The 17,306-nt window shown below is 47.4% G+C and carries 16 protein-coding genes; all 16 read left to right on the top strand.

The features are described from left to right. Positions 1-2 precede the first annotated feature (2 nt). Positions 3-293 carry a hypothetical protein gene (locus ACQSGY_RS03970; RefSeq protein ID WP_427050749.1) on the top strand — a complete coding sequence of 97 codons (291 nt, stop codon included), beginning with the start codon at positions 3-5 and terminating at the stop codon, positions 291-293. A gap of 33 nt (positions 294-326) precedes the next feature. Continuing rightward, positions 327-869: a GNAT family N-acetyltransferase gene (locus ACQSGY_RS03965; protein WP_427050748.1), complete on the top strand. Its 543-nt coding sequence runs from the start codon at positions 327-329 to the stop codon at positions 867-869. A gap of 35 nt (positions 870-904) precedes the next feature. Continuing rightward, the gene (locus ACQSGY_RS03960; RefSeq protein WP_427050747.1) at positions 905-1,582 is read left to right on the top strand and encodes a response regulator transcription factor; all 678 of its coding nucleotides are present in this window, start codon (positions 905-907) and stop codon (positions 1,580-1,582) included. Further along, the gene (locus ACQSGY_RS03955) at positions 1,575-2,945 is read left to right on the top strand and encodes an ATP-binding protein (RefSeq protein ID WP_427050746.1); all 1,371 of its coding nucleotides are present in this window, start codon (positions 1,575-1,577) and stop codon (positions 2,943-2,945) included. The genes ACQSGY_RS03960 and ACQSGY_RS03955 overlap by 8 nt, the downstream gene beginning before the upstream one ends. A 259-nt stretch (positions 2,946-3,204) precedes the next feature. Then, the gene (locus tag ACQSGY_RS03950) at positions 3,205-5,310 is read left to right on the top strand and encodes a serine hydrolase domain-containing protein (protein ID WP_427050858.1); all 2,106 of its coding nucleotides are present in this window, start codon (positions 3,205-3,207) and stop codon (positions 5,308-5,310) included. Positions 5,311-5,530: 220 nt separating this feature from the next. Then, positions 5,531-7,249, top strand: coding sequence for an ABC transporter ATP-binding protein (locus ACQSGY_RS03945; RefSeq protein ID WP_427050745.1), 1,719 nt, complete (start codon positions 5,531-5,533; stop codon positions 7,247-7,249). 186 nt (positions 7,250-7,435) lie between these two features. After that, positions 7,436-7,897, top strand: a complete 462-nt coding sequence (locus tag ACQSGY_RS03940) for a MarR family winged helix-turn-helix transcriptional regulator (RefSeq protein ID WP_427050744.1) — start codon at positions 7,436-7,438, stop codon at positions 7,895-7,897. Beyond that, entirely contained in the window at positions 7,894-8,985 is a 1,092-nt protein-coding gene (locus ACQSGY_RS03935; RefSeq protein ID WP_427050743.1) for a threonine aldolase family protein, read from the top strand. Before ACQSGY_RS03940 ends, ACQSGY_RS03935 begins: the two co-directional genes overlap by 4 nt. Before the next feature lie 367 nt (positions 8,986-9,352). Next, entirely contained in the window at positions 9,353-10,072 is a 720-nt protein-coding gene (locus ACQSGY_RS03930) for a class I SAM-dependent methyltransferase (protein WP_427050742.1), read from the top strand. 24 nt (positions 10,073-10,096) lie between these two features. Further along, positions 10,097-10,726 carry a pentapeptide repeat-containing protein gene (locus ACQSGY_RS03925; protein ID WP_427050741.1) on the top strand — a complete coding sequence of 210 codons (630 nt, stop codon included), beginning with the start codon at positions 10,097-10,099 and terminating at the stop codon, positions 10,724-10,726. A 105-nt stretch (positions 10,727-10,831) separates the two neighbouring features. Continuing rightward, positions 10,832-12,352, top strand: coding sequence for a DEAD/DEAH box helicase (locus tag ACQSGY_RS03920; protein WP_427050740.1), 1,521 nt, complete (start codon positions 10,832-10,834; stop codon positions 12,350-12,352). Positions 12,353-12,522: 170 nt separating this feature from the next. Further along, positions 12,523-12,876, top strand: coding sequence for an MmcQ/YjbR family DNA-binding protein (locus ACQSGY_RS03915; RefSeq protein WP_427050739.1), 354 nt, complete (start codon positions 12,523-12,525; stop codon positions 12,874-12,876). Between the two features lie 74 nt (positions 12,877-12,950). Beyond that, positions 12,951-13,847, top strand: coding sequence for an alpha/beta hydrolase (locus ACQSGY_RS03910; protein ID WP_427050738.1), 897 nt, complete (start codon positions 12,951-12,953; stop codon positions 13,845-13,847). A 330-nt stretch (positions 13,848-14,177) separates the two neighbouring features. Next, positions 14,178-15,347: a type III polyketide synthase gene (locus ACQSGY_RS03905; protein WP_427050737.1), complete on the top strand. Its 1,170-nt coding sequence runs from the start codon at positions 14,178-14,180 to the stop codon at positions 15,345-15,347. Continuing rightward, positions 15,334-16,062, top strand: coding sequence for an SAM-dependent methyltransferase (locus ACQSGY_RS03900; RefSeq protein ID WP_427050736.1), 729 nt, complete (start codon positions 15,334-15,336; stop codon positions 16,060-16,062). The genes ACQSGY_RS03905 and ACQSGY_RS03900 overlap by 14 nt, the downstream gene beginning before the upstream one ends. Next, the gene (locus tag ACQSGY_RS03895; protein ID WP_427050735.1) at positions 16,059-17,198 is read left to right on the top strand and encodes an NAD(P)/FAD-dependent oxidoreductase; all 1,140 of its coding nucleotides are present in this window, start codon (positions 16,059-16,061) and stop codon (positions 17,196-17,198) included. Before ACQSGY_RS03900 ends, ACQSGY_RS03895 begins: the two co-directional genes overlap by 4 nt. The last annotated feature ends 108 nt before the right edge of the window (positions 17,199-17,306 follow it).

Below are 17,306 nucleotides of genomic sequence, written 5' to 3'. Positions count from 1 at the left end.
CAATGACATATTCACAGCGCTTATCTGGCGCAGCAAGTCTGTCTGAAATCATGCATTTGGAGCATCAGATTAAACAAGTAAAAGAAAAGCAGACTGCTGCTGACGAAAGCCTGAAACAATATAAACAACAATGGGCCGAGTATGCAACTAAATTGCAAAAAGGTGAACTGCCGCTAGAGGCCGCAGAAAGACAGGCTTTTCAAGTGAAACTCGAAGCCGCGCAAACGCTGGTTAATACATTGACAGCACAGCTTGACGAATTGGAGATGGCTCTGGAGGAGCTTGGAGATTAAGCAGTTTTTACGCTGGAGGTAGGAGGATTAAGGATGAAATACGAGTCTGAACGAATCTATTTAAGAGCTTGGACGGCAGAAGATGCTGTACTGCTCCAGCATTTTCAGCTTCGCAATCGAGAACAGATCGAAAGCATTACCGCCAATAAACGAGATGAGGCATTTTATAGTTTGGAGGCACAGACCGAGCTGATTCAGGATTGGTTGGAAAGAAGAAAAGCTGGAAAACGGTATTCTTTCGGTATTTTTCTAAATCATACGGATGAACTGGTGGGTGAAATCTCACTGTTTCTCATTGAACTGAATGACGCAGCAACCTGGGTGGTCGGATATGCAACAGATCGGCTGCACAATGGTCAAGGGTATATGAGTGAAGCGTTGAAACGTCTGATACAGTTCGCCAAAGAAGAAACGGATATCAGGCAGATTGTGGGTGGTGCTGTGCCCGACAATGCAGGTTCTATCCGGGTTCTTCAGAAAGCAGGCTTTCAGGAAACAGGCTCACATGATGTGTCTATTCAAGGCGTTATGAAAAAACATACAATGCTAACGGTATCGCTGGTGGATGCAGAATAAATACGTACAACACAAGTCAAAGGAGAAAAAAGCATATGGCTACCATATTAGTTGCAGACGATGATGCGAATATTCGAGAGCTTGTCTGTTTGTTTCTTAGAAATGATGGATTCACCACAGTAGAGGCTGTGGACGGCAAACAGGCACTTGATCTCTATCGGCAAACTCCCGTTGACCTGGTTGTGCTGGATATTATGATGCCGGTGATGGACGGGTGGGCATTGTGTAAGGAATTGAGACGACTGAACGCTGACCTGCCATTGCTTATGTTAACAGCAAGAGGTGAGACCTGGGAGAAGGTAAAGGGCTTCGAACTGGGCTCGGATGATTATTTAACGAAACCGTTTGATCCTTTAGAGCTGACGGCACGTGTCAAGGCGCTGCTGAAGCGTTACAAAATCGGCTCCACCCACCTGATTCAGTTTGGGAACGTTACGCTGGACCGACAGAGCTACAAGGTCATCGTTGGTGAAGAGTCCTTAACCCTGCCGCTCAAGGAATTTGAACTGCTGTACAAACTGGCAGGCACACCGGGACAAGTCTATACGCGAGAGCAATTAATAGATCAAATCTGGGGGCTGGATTATAGCGGTGATGATCGAACGGTGGATGTACATATCAAACGGTTGCGCGAACGATTTGCAACGATCTCTGATTTTCAGATTGAAACGGTTCGGGGTTTGGGATATCGCTTAGAGGCTACTCATGATTAAGTCTTTGTACATTCGGGTTGTCGTGACTTTTCTGGTTTCTGTAATAGCAGGAACGTTAATTGCTTTTTTCTTATCAACCTGGATTTTTGAAGAGCAGCTTAACGATAATGCCCATATCAACATACGTAACTTTGGTCAGGATGTAATACAGATATACCAAACCCTGCCTCTATCGGAGGCGGATACATTCATCAACAAGATGAAGCAGCTTGATTTGTACTATATTCGCATGTTTGAGCCTTCCGGTCAGCTCCTCACGTTTGGGAAGCATCGAGATCACCAACCGCTTCCAGTGACGGGGGAGCAGATACAGCAGGTGATGGAAGGAAAGGTTTTGGAGTTGACACCCAATGGTCTGGGTACGGTGCTGCTGGGATTGCCGATTCAGACTGCGAGCGGGACCCGGGCCATGTTTCTGGAAACCCTGTCGCCGCCCGCTGCTGCTACTGTAATCCAATGGGGGACAATCTTTGCTCTCTCATCCTTAGCTGCCGGAAGTCTGATCATCCTGATTGCTTCTGTATTTCTGGTAAGGCCGATCAAAACGTTGACCCGGGCAACGAAACGTATTGCGGCAGGTGACTTCAATGTGAAGCTGAATATCAAGCAAACAACTGAACTGGGCACGCTCGCGCGCAGCTTTGAAGAGATGATGCAGGATTTGCAGCAACTGGAGCAGATGAGAAGAGAGTTTGTCGCGAACGTCTCACATGAGGTACAATCTCCGCTCACTTCCATTTCAGGATATGCTCAAGCCCTGAAAAATGTAGATTTACCGGATCAAGATCGAGAACGGTATCTGGACATTATTATTTCAGAAGCAAAACGGTTGTCTAAAATGAGCGATAGCTTGCTTAAGCTTACTATGCTCGAATCACAGTCTCATCAGTTACAACTCGCGACGCGTGACCTGGATGAGCAGATCAGGCGGGTGATCGTTGCATTACAGCCTCAGTGGTCAGCCCGAGATATTCATTTTGAGCTGGATTTGCAGAAGGTTCAAGTTCTTGCGGATCATGATCAGTTGAATCAGGTTTGGACAAATATTCTCGGCAATGCGATCAAGTTCTCGAATGACCAGGGTATAATACATGTCAGAATGGAACGGGATCTCCGTCATGTAACGGTGCACATATCAGATCAGGGTATCGGCATTCCTCTGGAGGATCAAAAGCGTATCTTCGAGCGATTTTTCAAGGCGGATCGTTCTCACAGTCGGAAATATGACGGCAGCGGTATGGGGTTGGCTATCGTGAAACAGATTGTTTCGTTACATCAAGGGGATGTCCGGGTGGAAAGCAAGCCCCATCAAGGGACGACGTTTATCATCACTTTGCCCATCCATCCGCCAACGGCAGAATAATTCAACTCAAGGCATGTCCATTTTTAACTTGTAATGACTCTCTTCAATGCTGTGTTTATGTACAAGCTCGCTTGTATATGAACACAGCATTTTTCATTTTTTTGATCCTGTTCATGTTCTGTTCATATAAACGTCATAAGCAGTACATGTGCATGGATTAAACTTGCTTTTAGCTCTATGGGCTGAAGGCTGGTCACTTGAAGAGGAGGAGATGTGAATGAACATACAGGATAAACAAAGCATTCAAGATCAAAAAAACATGCATAAGAGCATGACCAAGAGAGTCATCAAGAGACGAACTTCAATCGCCGTGTTCAGTCTGGTAATAACTCTATTAACACCATGGACTGTTATGGCTGAATCTTCTAATACAAATAGTAGTGATGATCTAACGTATCAAAAAACGAAGCAAACGGTGGTAGAGAAGGCCAAGACTCTTACCGAGACATACGGGATCACAAGTGTGCAGTATGCATTGATGGATCAGGGAGAGATTGTTGTCTCCGGGCAGACAGGCAAGAATGACCTGCAAGGGAAAGTTCCCCTTACATCCGATACGATCTATGGCATAGGGTCAACCAGTAAAATGTTTCTTACAGCTTCGGTGATGAAACTGGTGGATGAAGGCAAGGTGAATCTCGATCTTCCAGTAACAACCTATATTCCGGAATTCAAGATGAAAGATGATCGATATAAACAAATCACACCACGCATGCTTTTGAACCATTCGGCCGGTCTTCTGGGCACTTCGAGCCACAATGCAACCTTGTATGGGGACAATGATACATTTGCACATGATACCTTTTTGGAACAATTGACCACACAGAATTTGAAGGCAGAACCTGGTGCGTATTCGGTTTATACGAACGACGGGTTTACTTTAGCTGAAATTTTGGTTGAGCGAGTCAGTGGCATGAGCTTTACGGCATTTATACACAAACACTTTACAGAGCCGCTGAACATGGGACATACGAAAACACCACAGGATGTGGTTAACCCGGCAGATATGGCAGGAATCTATTCGCCGTTATATGAAGGCCAGCTTCCACAAGAGAATTATAATATCATTGCATCAGGAGGCATCTATTCCACGGCTCAAGATCTGGTGAAATTTTCACAAATCTTCACTGGAGAAGTCAAAGGCATTTTATCCAGCAAATCGGTGCAGGAAATGGAACAAAAAGAATACAAAAAGGGCATGTGGCCAGAGGACAGTGATGCGTCTATCTCTTACGGATTAGGATGGGATAGCGTGGACTTGTATCCATTCAGTGAGTACGGCATCAAGGCGGTTACAAAAGGTGGAGATACGGTATCATACCATTCCTCTCTGGTCGTACTTCCAGAGTACAATCTGGCGGCAGCCGTTACTTCCTCAGGAGGCTCAAGCGCACTGGATCAAACGATAGCAAGCGAACTGTTGCTCAGCGCACTGGAGTCCAAGGACATTATTCAGGAACGCAAGCCGCCAAAATCGTTTGGCGTACCTGTAAAGGCTGATATGCCTGAAGAGTTGTTAAAGTACACAGGAAATTATGGCGGCAATAAACCGGTGAAGAAGATTGAGGTGGACCCGTCTGGACAGCTGCTAATCTCTTCTGCTTCGAATAGTACTTCGGATCAATATATCTACACGTCGGATGGGACATTTGTAAACAAGGAAGGAACACAAAAATTAAAGTTTGTCGAAGAGTCCAACGGCCAGATCTACTTGTGGTCGCGGTCCTATATGTCCATACCGGGGCTAGGCCAGCTCGCATTCTCGGAATATACGGCGCAAAAACTCGAAAGCAACGAATTGTCGAGCGAGATTCAGGCGGCATGGAATCAGCGCGAGGGGAATACGTACTATTTGCTCAATGAAAAATATACTTCGACGGCATATCTGCATGCTTCAACAATTATCCCTATGCAGTTAGACAAGGAAGTTCCCGGGTATGTTGGCAGCAGTAAAATCATTGGAGCGAATCGGGCAGTGAACCAAGTCCAGATTCCCGGCCTGGCTGGTCGGGATACAACGGATATCCAGTTTTTTAGTCAAAACGGAATCGAGTATATTACGGCATCAGGCCCCGTATATGCCAGTGAAGGTATAGTTCAAGCACTATATAGCGGCAAGCAATCCAGGGTATCGATTCAGTCGGATGGTTATGCGAGATGGTTTTCGGTACCGGCTGCGGTTAGCGGCAAGATAATGACAGTGAAGATGCCGGAAAATGGCTCCTTTGCTGTGTATGATCAGAGAGGTGTTTGTATTCATCACACTGTAATCAGTGGGAAGAATGAGGTTGTCTTACCTGAAAACGGCCGTATCGTATTCGCAGGTGAGCCTGATTCAGTGTTTGAAGTTTCATTGAAAAAATAAAATGTGAACATGATAACGCCAGGTAGTATTGTGCGGCTGTCTGTTTTGCTTTGTACTGTTCGATTGAATAATCATACAAAAAGTCTTCTCTATCTTGTGTTGTGGAGAAGGCTTTTTGGTTGTAGATTAATAAGAATGGGTTTACATGTTTTGGAAGACTGTTTAGAATGGTATACACTGTACAAACGAATATGAATGTGGAGAGTGAGCGTGAACAGGAATGATTCGTCGTTTTTTTTCGTATTATCGACCGTATAAAAAGCTGTTTTTAATTGATTTTGGCTGTGCCGTTTTTGCTGGTTTGCTGGAGCTTGCATTTCCGCTTGCTGTCAGTAAATTTATTAACGAGCTGCTGCCCGGGCAGGATTGGCCGCTTATTTTGCTTGCATGTGTTGTGTTGCTAAGTATATATGCGCTGAATTCGGTATTAAATTATGTTGTTACTTACTGGGGGCATATGCTGGGCATTAATATCGAAACGAACATGCGGGAGAAAATGTTTGCGCACCTCCAGAAGCTGTCGTTCCGGTTTTTCGATAATCGCAAAACAGGTCATCTGATTGGTCATATTACCAATGATCTTAACGACATCGGTGAGGTGGCCCACCACGGCCCGGAGGATGTATTCATTGCTGTGATGACACTGATTGGATCATTCTGGCTGATGGCGAATATAAATCTGGAGCTGGCTTTGCTGACGTTTATCATTATTCCAGTTATGGCCTGGGTGATCATCGTATTCGGCGGTCGTATGACCAAGACGTATCGAAGATTGTTCGGGGATGTGGGTAATTTCAATGCACGCATCGAAGATAATGTAGGCGGTATGCGTGTCGTTCAGTCTTTCGCCAACGAAGAGCATGAGAAGAAGCTGTTTGCGGTAGATAATGCCAATTTCCGTCTAACCAAACTGCTCGCTTACAAAACGATGGCCAAAAGCATCTCTGTCAGTTATATGATGATGCGCCTCGTCACCGTGTTTGTGATGATTGCCGGGGCCTGGTTTTACATTGACGGTAAAATTAACATGGGGGATTTCATGGCATTCCTGCTGTTATCCAATATTTTCTTCCGGCCCATTGAGAAGATTAATGCGGTCATTGAGAGCTACCCGAAAGGAATCGCAGGTTTCAAGCGATATCTGGAGATCATTGACACGGAACCTGAAATCTCGGATCGTAAAGAAGCAGTTGAATTACATGATGTGAAGGGGGATATCCGCTTCGAAAATGTGTCATTTGGCTACGAATCGAGCCGTCGCATCCTGAATCAGATCAGCTTGTCCGTGCGTCCGGGGGAAACGGTTGCTTTTGTCGGGCCTTCCGGTGCAGGCAAAACAACGATCTGCAGCTTGCTGCCGCGCTTCTATGAGGTAGAGGAGGGCAGGATCACCGTGGATGGTGTTGATATACGTGATATCAAGCTGCATTCCCTGCGCAAACAGATCGGGATCGTGCAGCAGGATGTATTTCTGTTCTCGGGTACGATTAAAGAGAATATCGCATACGGTGACCTGACAGCGACAGAGGATCAGATCTGGGATGCGGCTCGCCGCGCTTCACTCGAGGAACTGATTCTAAGCTTGCCTGATGGCATGGATACCATTATCGGGGAACGGGGTGTGAAACTATCCGGTGGTCAAAAGCAGCGTCTGTCGATTGCGCGTATGTTCCTCAAAAATCCGCCGATTCTCATTCTGGATGAAGCAACCTCTGCCCTTGATACGGAAACGGAAGCACTCATTCAGCAATCGCTCGCTGAATTGTCTGTTGGCAGAACAACACTTGTGATTGCTCACCGGCTGAGCACAATTAAAAATGCCGATCGCATCATCGTAGTTAATACCGATGGCATCGCTGAACAAGGCAATCACGAGGAGCTGGTGGCTGCTGGCGGAATATATAGCCGTTTGCATCAAGTGCAGCATACTCACTCATAACATGCAGGAGACTGTACTTGCTCCATTTCCTAATTTATTGTTGGTTTAACCCTTTAGTCGCACCACGCATGGTGCGGCTTTTTTTTTGTTATTTTATCTGCAAATGATACAGAACAATATTGTTGACAATGTCCACAAACCTGATTAGTATAATGTTGACAATGTCCACTAAAAGGGGGCTCCGATATGAACTCTGAGCATATTCCACCGGAAGTTTTAGCAGATATGCGGCGTTTCAACCGTTTCTATACGAATATTCTCGGGGTGCTGGATAAGCACATTCTCGGGACAGGGTATTCTTTTGCAGAAGCACGAGTCATTATCGAGATTGGCATTCGCGGGGAGAGCATTGCTAATAACCTCGTTGACACACTCACAATTGATCGCAGCTATATGAGCCGCATTGTAAATAAATTAACGAAGGAAGGGCTGCTGCTCAAGGTGGATTCCGCGGAAGACAGCAGGGTTAGTCTGATTCGGCTGACGGACAAAGGGAAAGAGCTGTATGCTGAACTTAACGCCCGGTCTGATCAGCAGATTGTCAAATTAATGCAAAACCTGAATGAAGAAGAGATTCAAGAGGTGTATGCCTCCATGATGAACATCCAAGAGAAGCTGAACAAGAAAGCAGGAGAGACAGAACGATGATACGATTTGAATGTGATTATAACGAAGGTGCACATGAACGCATTTTGCAACGATTGTTGGAGACAAATATGGAACAGACCAGCGGATACGGGACAGATGCGCATTGTGAGCGAGCACGCACGCTGATTCGGCAGGCTTGCGGCAATGAGACGGCAGATGTACATTTTCTCGTAGGGGGTACACAGACAAACACCACGGTGATTGCATCGATTCTTCGTCCGCACCAAGGAGTCATTGCAGCGATATCCGGTCATATTGCGGTTCATGAGACGGGAGCGATCGAGGCTACAGGTCACAAGGTGCTGACTGTACCGAGTCCGGATGGCAAAATTACGGCGGCACAGGTGAAGGCAGTCTATGATGCACATGTGCAGGAATCGTCACCCGAGCACAGTGTTCAGCCAGGCATGGTGTACATATCTCAGCCGACGGAAAACGGTACGATGTACAGCAAGGCTGAGCTTGAAGCTATATATGAGGTAAGCCGGGCATGTGGTTTGCCGTTTTTTATTGATGGAGCGCGATTGGGGTATGCTCTGGCATCCACAGAATGTGATATGACTTTGGCGGATGTTGCCCGCCTGTGTGACGTATTTTATATTGGTGGTACCAAAATTGGCGCGCTGATGGGCGAGGCCGTTGTCATTTTGAACGATGCGCTCAAGCGTGACTTCCGTTATATCATCAAGCAAAAAGGCGGCTTGCTGGCTAAAGGCCGATTGCTCGGCATTCAGTTTGAAACGCTGTTTGAAGACGGATTGTATCTGGAGATTTCGAAACATGCCGTAGATATGGCTGTGAGAATCCATGATACCCTTGAGCAGCACGGTGTACAGTTTCTGTACAGCTCCCCGACCAATCAGCAGTTCCCGATTTTGCCGGATTCCCTGCTGGAGCAGCTCAGCAATCAGTATACGTTTACGTTCTGGGAAAAGGTTGACGCTTCCCGCAGTGCCGTTCGATTCTGCACAAGCTGGGCTACCCGCGTAGAAAACGTAGATGCTTTGACCAGTGACATTATAAGGCTGCTGCATGAAGAACAAACGCAGGAAAAAATCGCTGCGATCCGAGCAGAGGCGCTTGTGTAGGGTGCAGACGTTGGCTGAAGGCTGTGCTGTAAACAAATTCGCTCAATCCCAAGTTTAAGTTGAAGTTCAAGCGCTAACGATTACGAGAGACCTTATTTCAGACATTAGTTGAGAAAAAAAATTCTAACGATCTCCAGAAGTCTTATTTCATCGTAAAAAGGCCTTTTAGCCTGGTAAACGCTGTTTTTCAGCGAAATAACGTTTCTGGGAATCGTTAGGATTGAAAATGGCCTGATATGACGAAAATAGCGTTTCTGGAGATCGTTAGCGTTTTTCGATGAGCGGTGAAGGTAGATTGACAGCTCTCTTTGAATGAATTAAGTTATTAAAGACATTTAATATCCTTAATATACGAAGGAGAGAGAGAATGAACACCGAACAACGTTCCATTTTTGAAAATACACCGATTTTAACAGCTCTTCAGCCAGCTCCGGGCGAACGCATTCTGGATGTGGGATGCGGCAACGGAGCATTAACAGCCCGGATTGCAGCATCCGGCGCCATCACTACAGGGATTGATCTATCGGAAGAGAGCATCGCCCAAGCTTTGCATCACTATCCTGAGCTTGATTTTCAGACAGCGGACGCTTGTCAGTATCGAACGAAACAGCGCTATGACGCTGTTTTTTCACATGCTGTGTTGCACTGGACGACGGATGCCTCTGCTGTGATCCAGAGCATGTACGCCGCACTGAAGCAGGGAGGACGTCTGGTCACGGAGTTTGCGGGCAAGGGAAATACGGCGATCATACTTCATGCGGTCCGGGAGGAGCTGCTTGCACGAGGCTACACTTGGGAAACGCGTAATCCGTGGTTCCACCCCAGTGTTGGAGAATTTTCAAGCTTGCTGGAGCAACATGGATTTCGGGTGTTATATATTCAGCATATCGATACACGCAGGCCATTACATCAGGGGGTGCGGAACTGGATAAGCAGCTTTGCCAAATATCTCTTCTACGATATTACAGCGGAAGAGCAGGAGTCTATAATGGAGGTTGTCGAAAAGAAAGTAGAACCGCTGCTCTTTCATGAAGGGCATTGGAGCCTGGATATATCCAGACTGCGGGTTATAGCTATCAAAGTGTAATCCATAAGTCCAAAGGAGACGCGCATGAAAATTGAGAAACCCAGGTTGCAGCAACAGTTACTTGAAGCTGAACCGATCTATTCTTTGGACTCGAAAACAGAGTACAAGAATAAGCTGATTGAGAATGTTACGCTGGACATGCTCGAAGCGAGCAAGGTATCTTTTGAAAATGTAGTGTTCCGGCATGTGACTATTTTCGAGTCCTCACTGGAGCAATGTGAATTTACGGATGTACGTTTTGAGCACTGTGACTTTTCCAATGTGAGTCTGCAGAACTCGTTTATGCATCGAACGGAGTGGCAGCACTGCAAACTGGTGGGAACGGACTTTACAAGCAGCCGCTGGCAGAATGTACATGTTGCACAGAGTATAGGAGACTACAGCAATTTTCGGTTTGCACATCTCAAGCAGGTGGAATATACGGACTGCAGCTTGATTGGAGCAGACTTCGCCTATTTGAAATTACAGAAAATCGCATTTGCAGCATGTAAGCTGGATCAGGTTGCGTTCACCGGAACAGCGATGAAGGGCCTGGATCTGAGTGACAGTGAATTCGATGCACTTGTGCTGACAATGGAGGATCTGGCCGGATGTGCTATTGCACCTCATCAAGCGGCGACCTTCGCCGGATTAATGGGACTTATTATCAAATGAACGTGCGGACGTATACAGAACCTGTTTTTAATGTTATCCTTAACTGTTACGTGTGACATAAAGACTTGTTTTTATGTATAGATGTGCGTAAATGAAGGAGATAACATGACATTTCATGAATTAAACATCATCCCTCCGATTCTGGAAGGGTTAAAAAAAGCAAATTACAGCAAGCCCACTCCCATTCAGGAGCAATCCATACCTGCTGTGCTTGCAGGTAGAGATTTGCTTGGTTGTGCCCAGACGGGTACAGGCAAGACGGCTGCATTTTCGGTGCCAATCATACAATTATTAAGCGAAGGCAATCAAGGGACTCAAGGTGGTTCTGCGAATAAAAAGGTAAAGTCAGCGCGTGCGGTTCGTTCACTTATTTTGTCACCAACTCGTGAGCTTGCCATTCAAATATCCGATAATATTAAAGTGTACAGCAGATACACCGACATTCGTTCTACTGCAATCGTGGGCGGAGTATCTCAAAGAGTACAGGAGCGTGCGTTGCAGCAGGGAGCGGATATTGTCATTGCTACACCTGGACGCTTGATGGACCTTGTGAACCAGAAGCAGATTGATCTGAGCATGGTGGAGATTCTCGTACTGGATGAAGCGGACCGTATGCTGGATATGGGCTTTATCCATGATGTGAAACGCATTATTGCGAAGATGCCGAACAAGAAACAAACGCTGTTCTTCTCGGCTACGATGCCGCCAGAGATTGTTAAAATGGTGCAGACTTTGCTGGTCAACCCGGTGAAAGTAGAGATTACCCCGGTATCTTCCACCGTGGATCGTATTCAACAATCTGTATATTTGCTGGAGAAGGGCAAAAAACAGAGCATGCTCAATCTCATTTTGCAGGATCAAACGATTGCATCTGCACTGGTGTTCACGCGTACGAAACGTGGAGCAGACCGGGTTACTCGCGATTTGGCTAAGGTGAATGTCACCGCACAGGCCATTCATGGCAACAAGTCGCAGAATGAACGTCAGCGGGCATTAAACAATTTCAAAAGCGGCGTCACCCGTGTATTAGTTGCTACGGACATTGCGGCCAGAGGTATTGATGTGGAGGAGCTGACACATGTCATCAACTTCAATCTGCCTAACATTCCAGAAACATATGTTCACCGTATTGGCCGGACAGGCCGTGCAGGGAAGAGCGGAATGGCGATCTCATTCTGTGAACAGGATGAGCTTCCTTTCCTGAAAGATATCGAGAAAGTGATCAAAAAATCCATTCCTGAGGTCAAAGATCATCCTTATCCAATGACCAACATGCCTGTGTTTGCACAACAGCTGAAATCAACGAAACAGGCATCCCGAACGTCTGGCGGCGGGTCCGGGTCTCATCGTTCTGCTGCTGACAGACCAGGTAAAACCAAGACAAATCCGGCACGGAAGCCGAAGTCTGAGTGGTTCACGAAACGGGATAAAGGGGCATCTGGGGGTAAATCAGGAGAACGTCATTCGAATGGCTCACGCCCGGTACGGAGCGAGCAGCAGTCTCATGCCAAAGGTGGTTCGTCATCTGGAGCAGCTCGTAAAGCTGAGCGCAGCCAAACAAACAGCCGATCTCCGGTTCAGGGCCAGCAGCGCCGTGCCAAAACGCATAGCAACCAGGCCAACTAGGGCGTGTCTGAAAACGCTGAAGGAACACGCTCTAGCAGATACAACAACAAAGCATGCCTTCTTCGAATATCGGAGAAGGTTTTTTGGTTCGTTGGCAAATATCATTTACATGCAAACGTACATTCGATAAAATAAAGTGTGGTAGATTGTGGCAAAAGGGGGGAGAACCGTTGATAGAAACGATGATGAGTTATTGTCTTGCCAAAAAAGGTGCTGTGAAGGAATATCCGTTCGGGCCTGATGCGGCTGTGATTAAGGTTGCAGACAAAATGTTTGCTCTTTTGTTTGAGGGAAATGGAGAAGATAGCCGTATTAATCTGAAGTGTGATCCTATTATTGCGGAAAATCTGAGAGAGCAGCATGAGGCGGTCAAACCCGGCTATCATATGAACAAAAAGCACTGGAATACAGTCATGCTGGATGATTCTTTACCGAACGGGGATATCTATGCCATGATTGATCATTCCTATAATCTCGTTGTACAGAAGCTGCCCAAGAGAGTTCAGGAGACGCTGAGCGAATAAAGTTACGGAACGTGGGCCTAGAGTAGTCTAGCAGTTGAGGTATTTTATCGCATGAAACCAATACGAAGGAGTGCATGAGAATGGATCAGCAGCAGCAGATTGCAATGGTGCAGCATATGCAGGCGCAGAGCTCTGGAATGGGCCAAGCCTTACAGCCAAGTGTTACATATGATGTTATGGTAAAAGAGCAATTTATCCCCACCTCCGCGGGAGAGACACGGGTACTGGTATATACACCTAACCGGAAGAAGGATTTGTCTTCAGGCTTGCCTGTTTTTTTTAACATGCATGGCGGAGGGTTTGTGCTTGGACAAGCAGACGGAGATGACGCCTGGTGCCGTTTGATCGCAGATCGTGCAGAATGCCTGGTAGTAAATATAGATTACAAGCTGGCACCCGAGCATAAATTCCCTGCAGCTGTCTATGAGTGCTATGATGTGGTGAGATGGGTGCATGAGCATGCGGCACAGTTCTCGGCTGATGCTTCTCTTCTCGCGATTGGTGGTCATAGTGCTGGTGGTAATCTGGCAGCTGCAGTATGTCTGCTGAATCGTGAACGTGGAGATGAGCTTCCAATTCTGCTGCAGATTATTGATTATGCTGTACTCGATGTAGCTGCAGACCCGGCGGAAAAGCCGGATTTTCCAGAAGCCATTCCTGCGGATATCGCCCGAACGTTTAACGCGATGTATCTGACTGAGCCGGAAGACGCGCACAACCCGCTGGCTTCTCCTGTACTGGCGGATTCATTCGCAGGTTTGCCCGAAGCGCTTATTATTACTGCGGAGAGAGATTCTCTCGCCCAGGAAGCGCGTACGTATGCTGCGAAGCTGGAATCAAGCGGTGTTCATGTGACTCATAAGCAATACGAGGGCGCAGCTCATGGTTTCACACATCACGGCGATATTCAGATGGCTGAAGATGCATGGTATTTGATGAGTGACACGTTAAAGGCCGTTTTTGCGAGATAAGCTGTTTTTCATTGATGTGATAACTTGATGTGATAAAAGAACAGAATACACTAACACTTTCTACAGATCACAGTCCCATGTGTAAAGCGTGGTTCTCCTGTATCCTGGAAGGTGTTTTTTTTTTTATATGAACGTACAAATTCCTGAAGCGGGCTTCTGAGTGAGCACAAGGGTTAATAAAATATATAAATCCGGGCAATCAGCAATCTACGAGAAACCGCGCGTGCTTAATTTTGTATGGATCAATATTATTTTTGGGGATTCCTGCCTTTTCATAAAGGGTAAGAGGTTTTAACCAGAGGTGATCCTATCCCGAAACAGGAGGTTCGTATGAATTCAAATTTGAAACACCTTCATAGTGATGCTGCCATTCTTGGTATGGGGACTGCTTTACCTGTACATGTTGTAGATCAGGCTGAAATTACAGAGCTTATCGCCGCCTCGGTGCACGATCGCCCGGAGTTGGCCCGATTTGCCAAGCGGATCTTCAGATCCTGCGGGGTAGAGACACGATATACGGTGGAACCGAGTTATCTCGGACCGCTTGAGGAATGCCGCTATTTACCTATTGCATCTGGTGAACCCAGTGATATCCCTACTACCAAGGAGAGAATGGACACCTTCCAGCGGGAGGCTCTTCCTCTGGCGCTCAAGGCTGCGGAGCAAGCGATGCTGGATGCAGGAGCATCACCCGCAAGCATCACCCATTTAATTTCGGTCAGCTGTACGGGTCAATATTTGCCGGGGTTGGATGTGGATTTGATTCGTAGTCTGGGTCTCTCGGCCCGAGTGAATCGCCTGCCGTTGATTTTTCAGGGCTGTGCTGCCGGCTTAAAAGCAATTCAGATGGCTCGTGATGTTGTGCAGGGTACACCCGGCTCTCAAGTGCTGGTGGTCTGCGTGGAATTATGCTCTCTTCATTTCCAGCCGGTACAGGATCGGGAAGCGTTGTTCGCGGCATCTTTCTTTGGGGATGCAGCCTCCGCCTCTATTGTCGGCAGGCCTGAAGCACAGCATACAGATTATTTGAGTCTGGGCACTGGATATTCGGTACTGCTGCCCGACTCGACGCAAGATATGACCTGGAAGGTGGCAGATTACGGATATGATCTGCATCTGTCACCACGAATACCCAAGCTGCTTGGTTTACATCTGGAAGAGGAGCTGCGGCGGCTTCTGCAGCATGAACAGCTCCCGGAGCTGTGGGCGATCCATCCGGGTGGACGCGGGATCGTAGACTCTGTCCAGGAAGTGATGAAGCTGAAGCAGGAGCAAACGAAGTACAGCCGCGATATTTTGAGAGATTACGGCAACTTGTCTTCGAATACGATCCTGTTTGTGCTTCAGGCGATGCGTATGGATATGAAAGTTCGTGAACAGTCTACAACGACAGGCGTGGCGATGGCTTTTGGCCCTGGACTTACAGCCGAATTAATGAAATTCACATATATCCCGTCCTTGTCGTTGGCAGCGGAGGAGCAGAATCATGTCTTTTTTTAGAACGCTGCATAGTCGGGCCAAGGAAGAAGAGCTGATGGATGATTTCACAATGGGTGGAGAAGAACTGCATGAAGCGCTGCGACATCTGAGACGCCTGAATAAGCTGTTTGCTGCGTCTGGTCCGACAGTGTCCGGCGTAGCCAAGCTGTGGGAGTCCATCGGCAAGCCGGATAAGCTGACCCTTATGGATGTGGGTGCTGGTTCGGGAGATGTGAATCAGAGGCTGCTGAAATGGGCAAAGAAACAAGGCATTGATATGCACATTACGTTAGTGGATATGACAGAGGAAGCATGTCAGGAAGCCCGGCAGCTGTTTCAGAACGAACCGCGTGTTCGAGTACAGCGTGCTGATTTAACGACGCTGCCAGATGCGTCGGCGGATATTGTGACAGGCTCGCAATTTATTCATCATTTTGAAGGAGAGCAGCTCGTGAACATGGTGGGCCATATGCTGCGGACATCACGGTATGGTGTAGTAATCAACGATATTCATCGTCATACGGTGTCTTATAAGGCTGTGTGGATTACAACCCGGTTAATCTCGCGCAACCGTTATATCCGGCATGATGGACCGCTTTCGGTAGCGAAGGGCTTTACCCGTCAGGACTGGCAGGAACTCAGGCAGCGCTTGAATCATGAGACAATGACCTATGAATGGAAGCCGTTATTTCGCTTTTCTGTTGTCATCCCTCAGCAGGGAGGGGCAATAACATGACAAGATCAACAGATGTCATCGTTATTGGAGCAGGCATTGCAGGAAGTGCCTGCTCCATCGAGCTTGCACGGCAGGGCCATCGGACGCTGCTGCTGGATCGGCAGCAGTTTCCCCGGCATAAAACGTGCGGCGAGTTTATGTCACCAGAAACAAGGGAGATGCTGGAGCACTTGGGTGTCGATTTGCTGGATTGCGAGAAGACAACTGGTCTTATGGATCATGCCAGCATTATACTGCCGGATGGCGGTGAGATCGAAGCGCCTTTGCCTGGAACAGCATATGGCATAAGCAGATATGTGCTGGATCAGCATTTGCATAAACAGGCGCGGGAAGCCGGGGCCAACATCATTACCAAAGCGAACATTATCGCCATCCGGCAGCTTGAAAACAAAAAGTATGAAGTTGAGGTCAAGCAAGGCGACGAATATATACGTTACCAAGCAAAGGCTGTTATCGGGGCCCACGGCAGCAAAAAGCTGCGGGGAACAGAGAGCGGGGAAGGACTGCGGGATGAAACGATATATGTCGGTGTGAAGTCTCATTACAGGGGCATCCGCATTCCGGCGAGGGTAGAGCTTTATTTTTGCAATGGAGGTTATGTAGGGATATCTCCGATTGAAAATGACACCGTGAATGTAGCTGCGCTGCTGACACTGGATTCGGTGCAGGGGAGCGGCAAGTCCGTGCCTGAGATTATTCAGGCAGCGGCTCTTACCAATACCAGGCTTGCCGCCCGCTTATCCGAAGGCAGGACGGTTCAGGGAACGCAGGTATCCGTTGCTCCGTTACAGCTGTCCAATGTGCCCGAACCATGGTCCAGTTATCCGCATATTGGCGATGCAATGCTGGTGATTCCACCGTTATGTGGCGACGGCATGTCAATCGCTCTTCGTTCCGCTATTCTATGCGCACGGTGGACAGATTCATATTTGAAAGACGAGTTACACTATGACGCTTGGCAAAGCGAGTATACACGAGAGGCGAACCGTGAATTTGCTCCACTGCTGCGCAGAGCCAGAACGATTCAACAGCTTGCTTTTGCCAGAACCAATCGTTTCTATCCAGCTCTCGCTCGAATGTTCCCGGGGCTTGCGTCATATGTGGTGAAGGCCACGAGATTGTCCGGCATGAGATGAGAAGAGCGTTTGGACTAAAGCAGTAGAGGCTCTGAGATGAGATAATCAAGCTGCCGTGAGGCGGCTTTTTTGCTGTATTCATTGCAAGGGTGACAAAAAAAGCACCCA

Origin of the sequence: Paenibacillus sp. TC-CSREp1, assembly GCF_050171015.1 — a bacterium.
Classification (GTDB): Bacteria; Bacillota; Bacilli; order Paenibacillales; family Paenibacillaceae; genus Paenibacillus; species Paenibacillus silvae.
The sequence above is the reverse complement of the archived record's forward strand: the minus strand, read 5'-3'. Positions and strand labels throughout refer to the sequence as shown.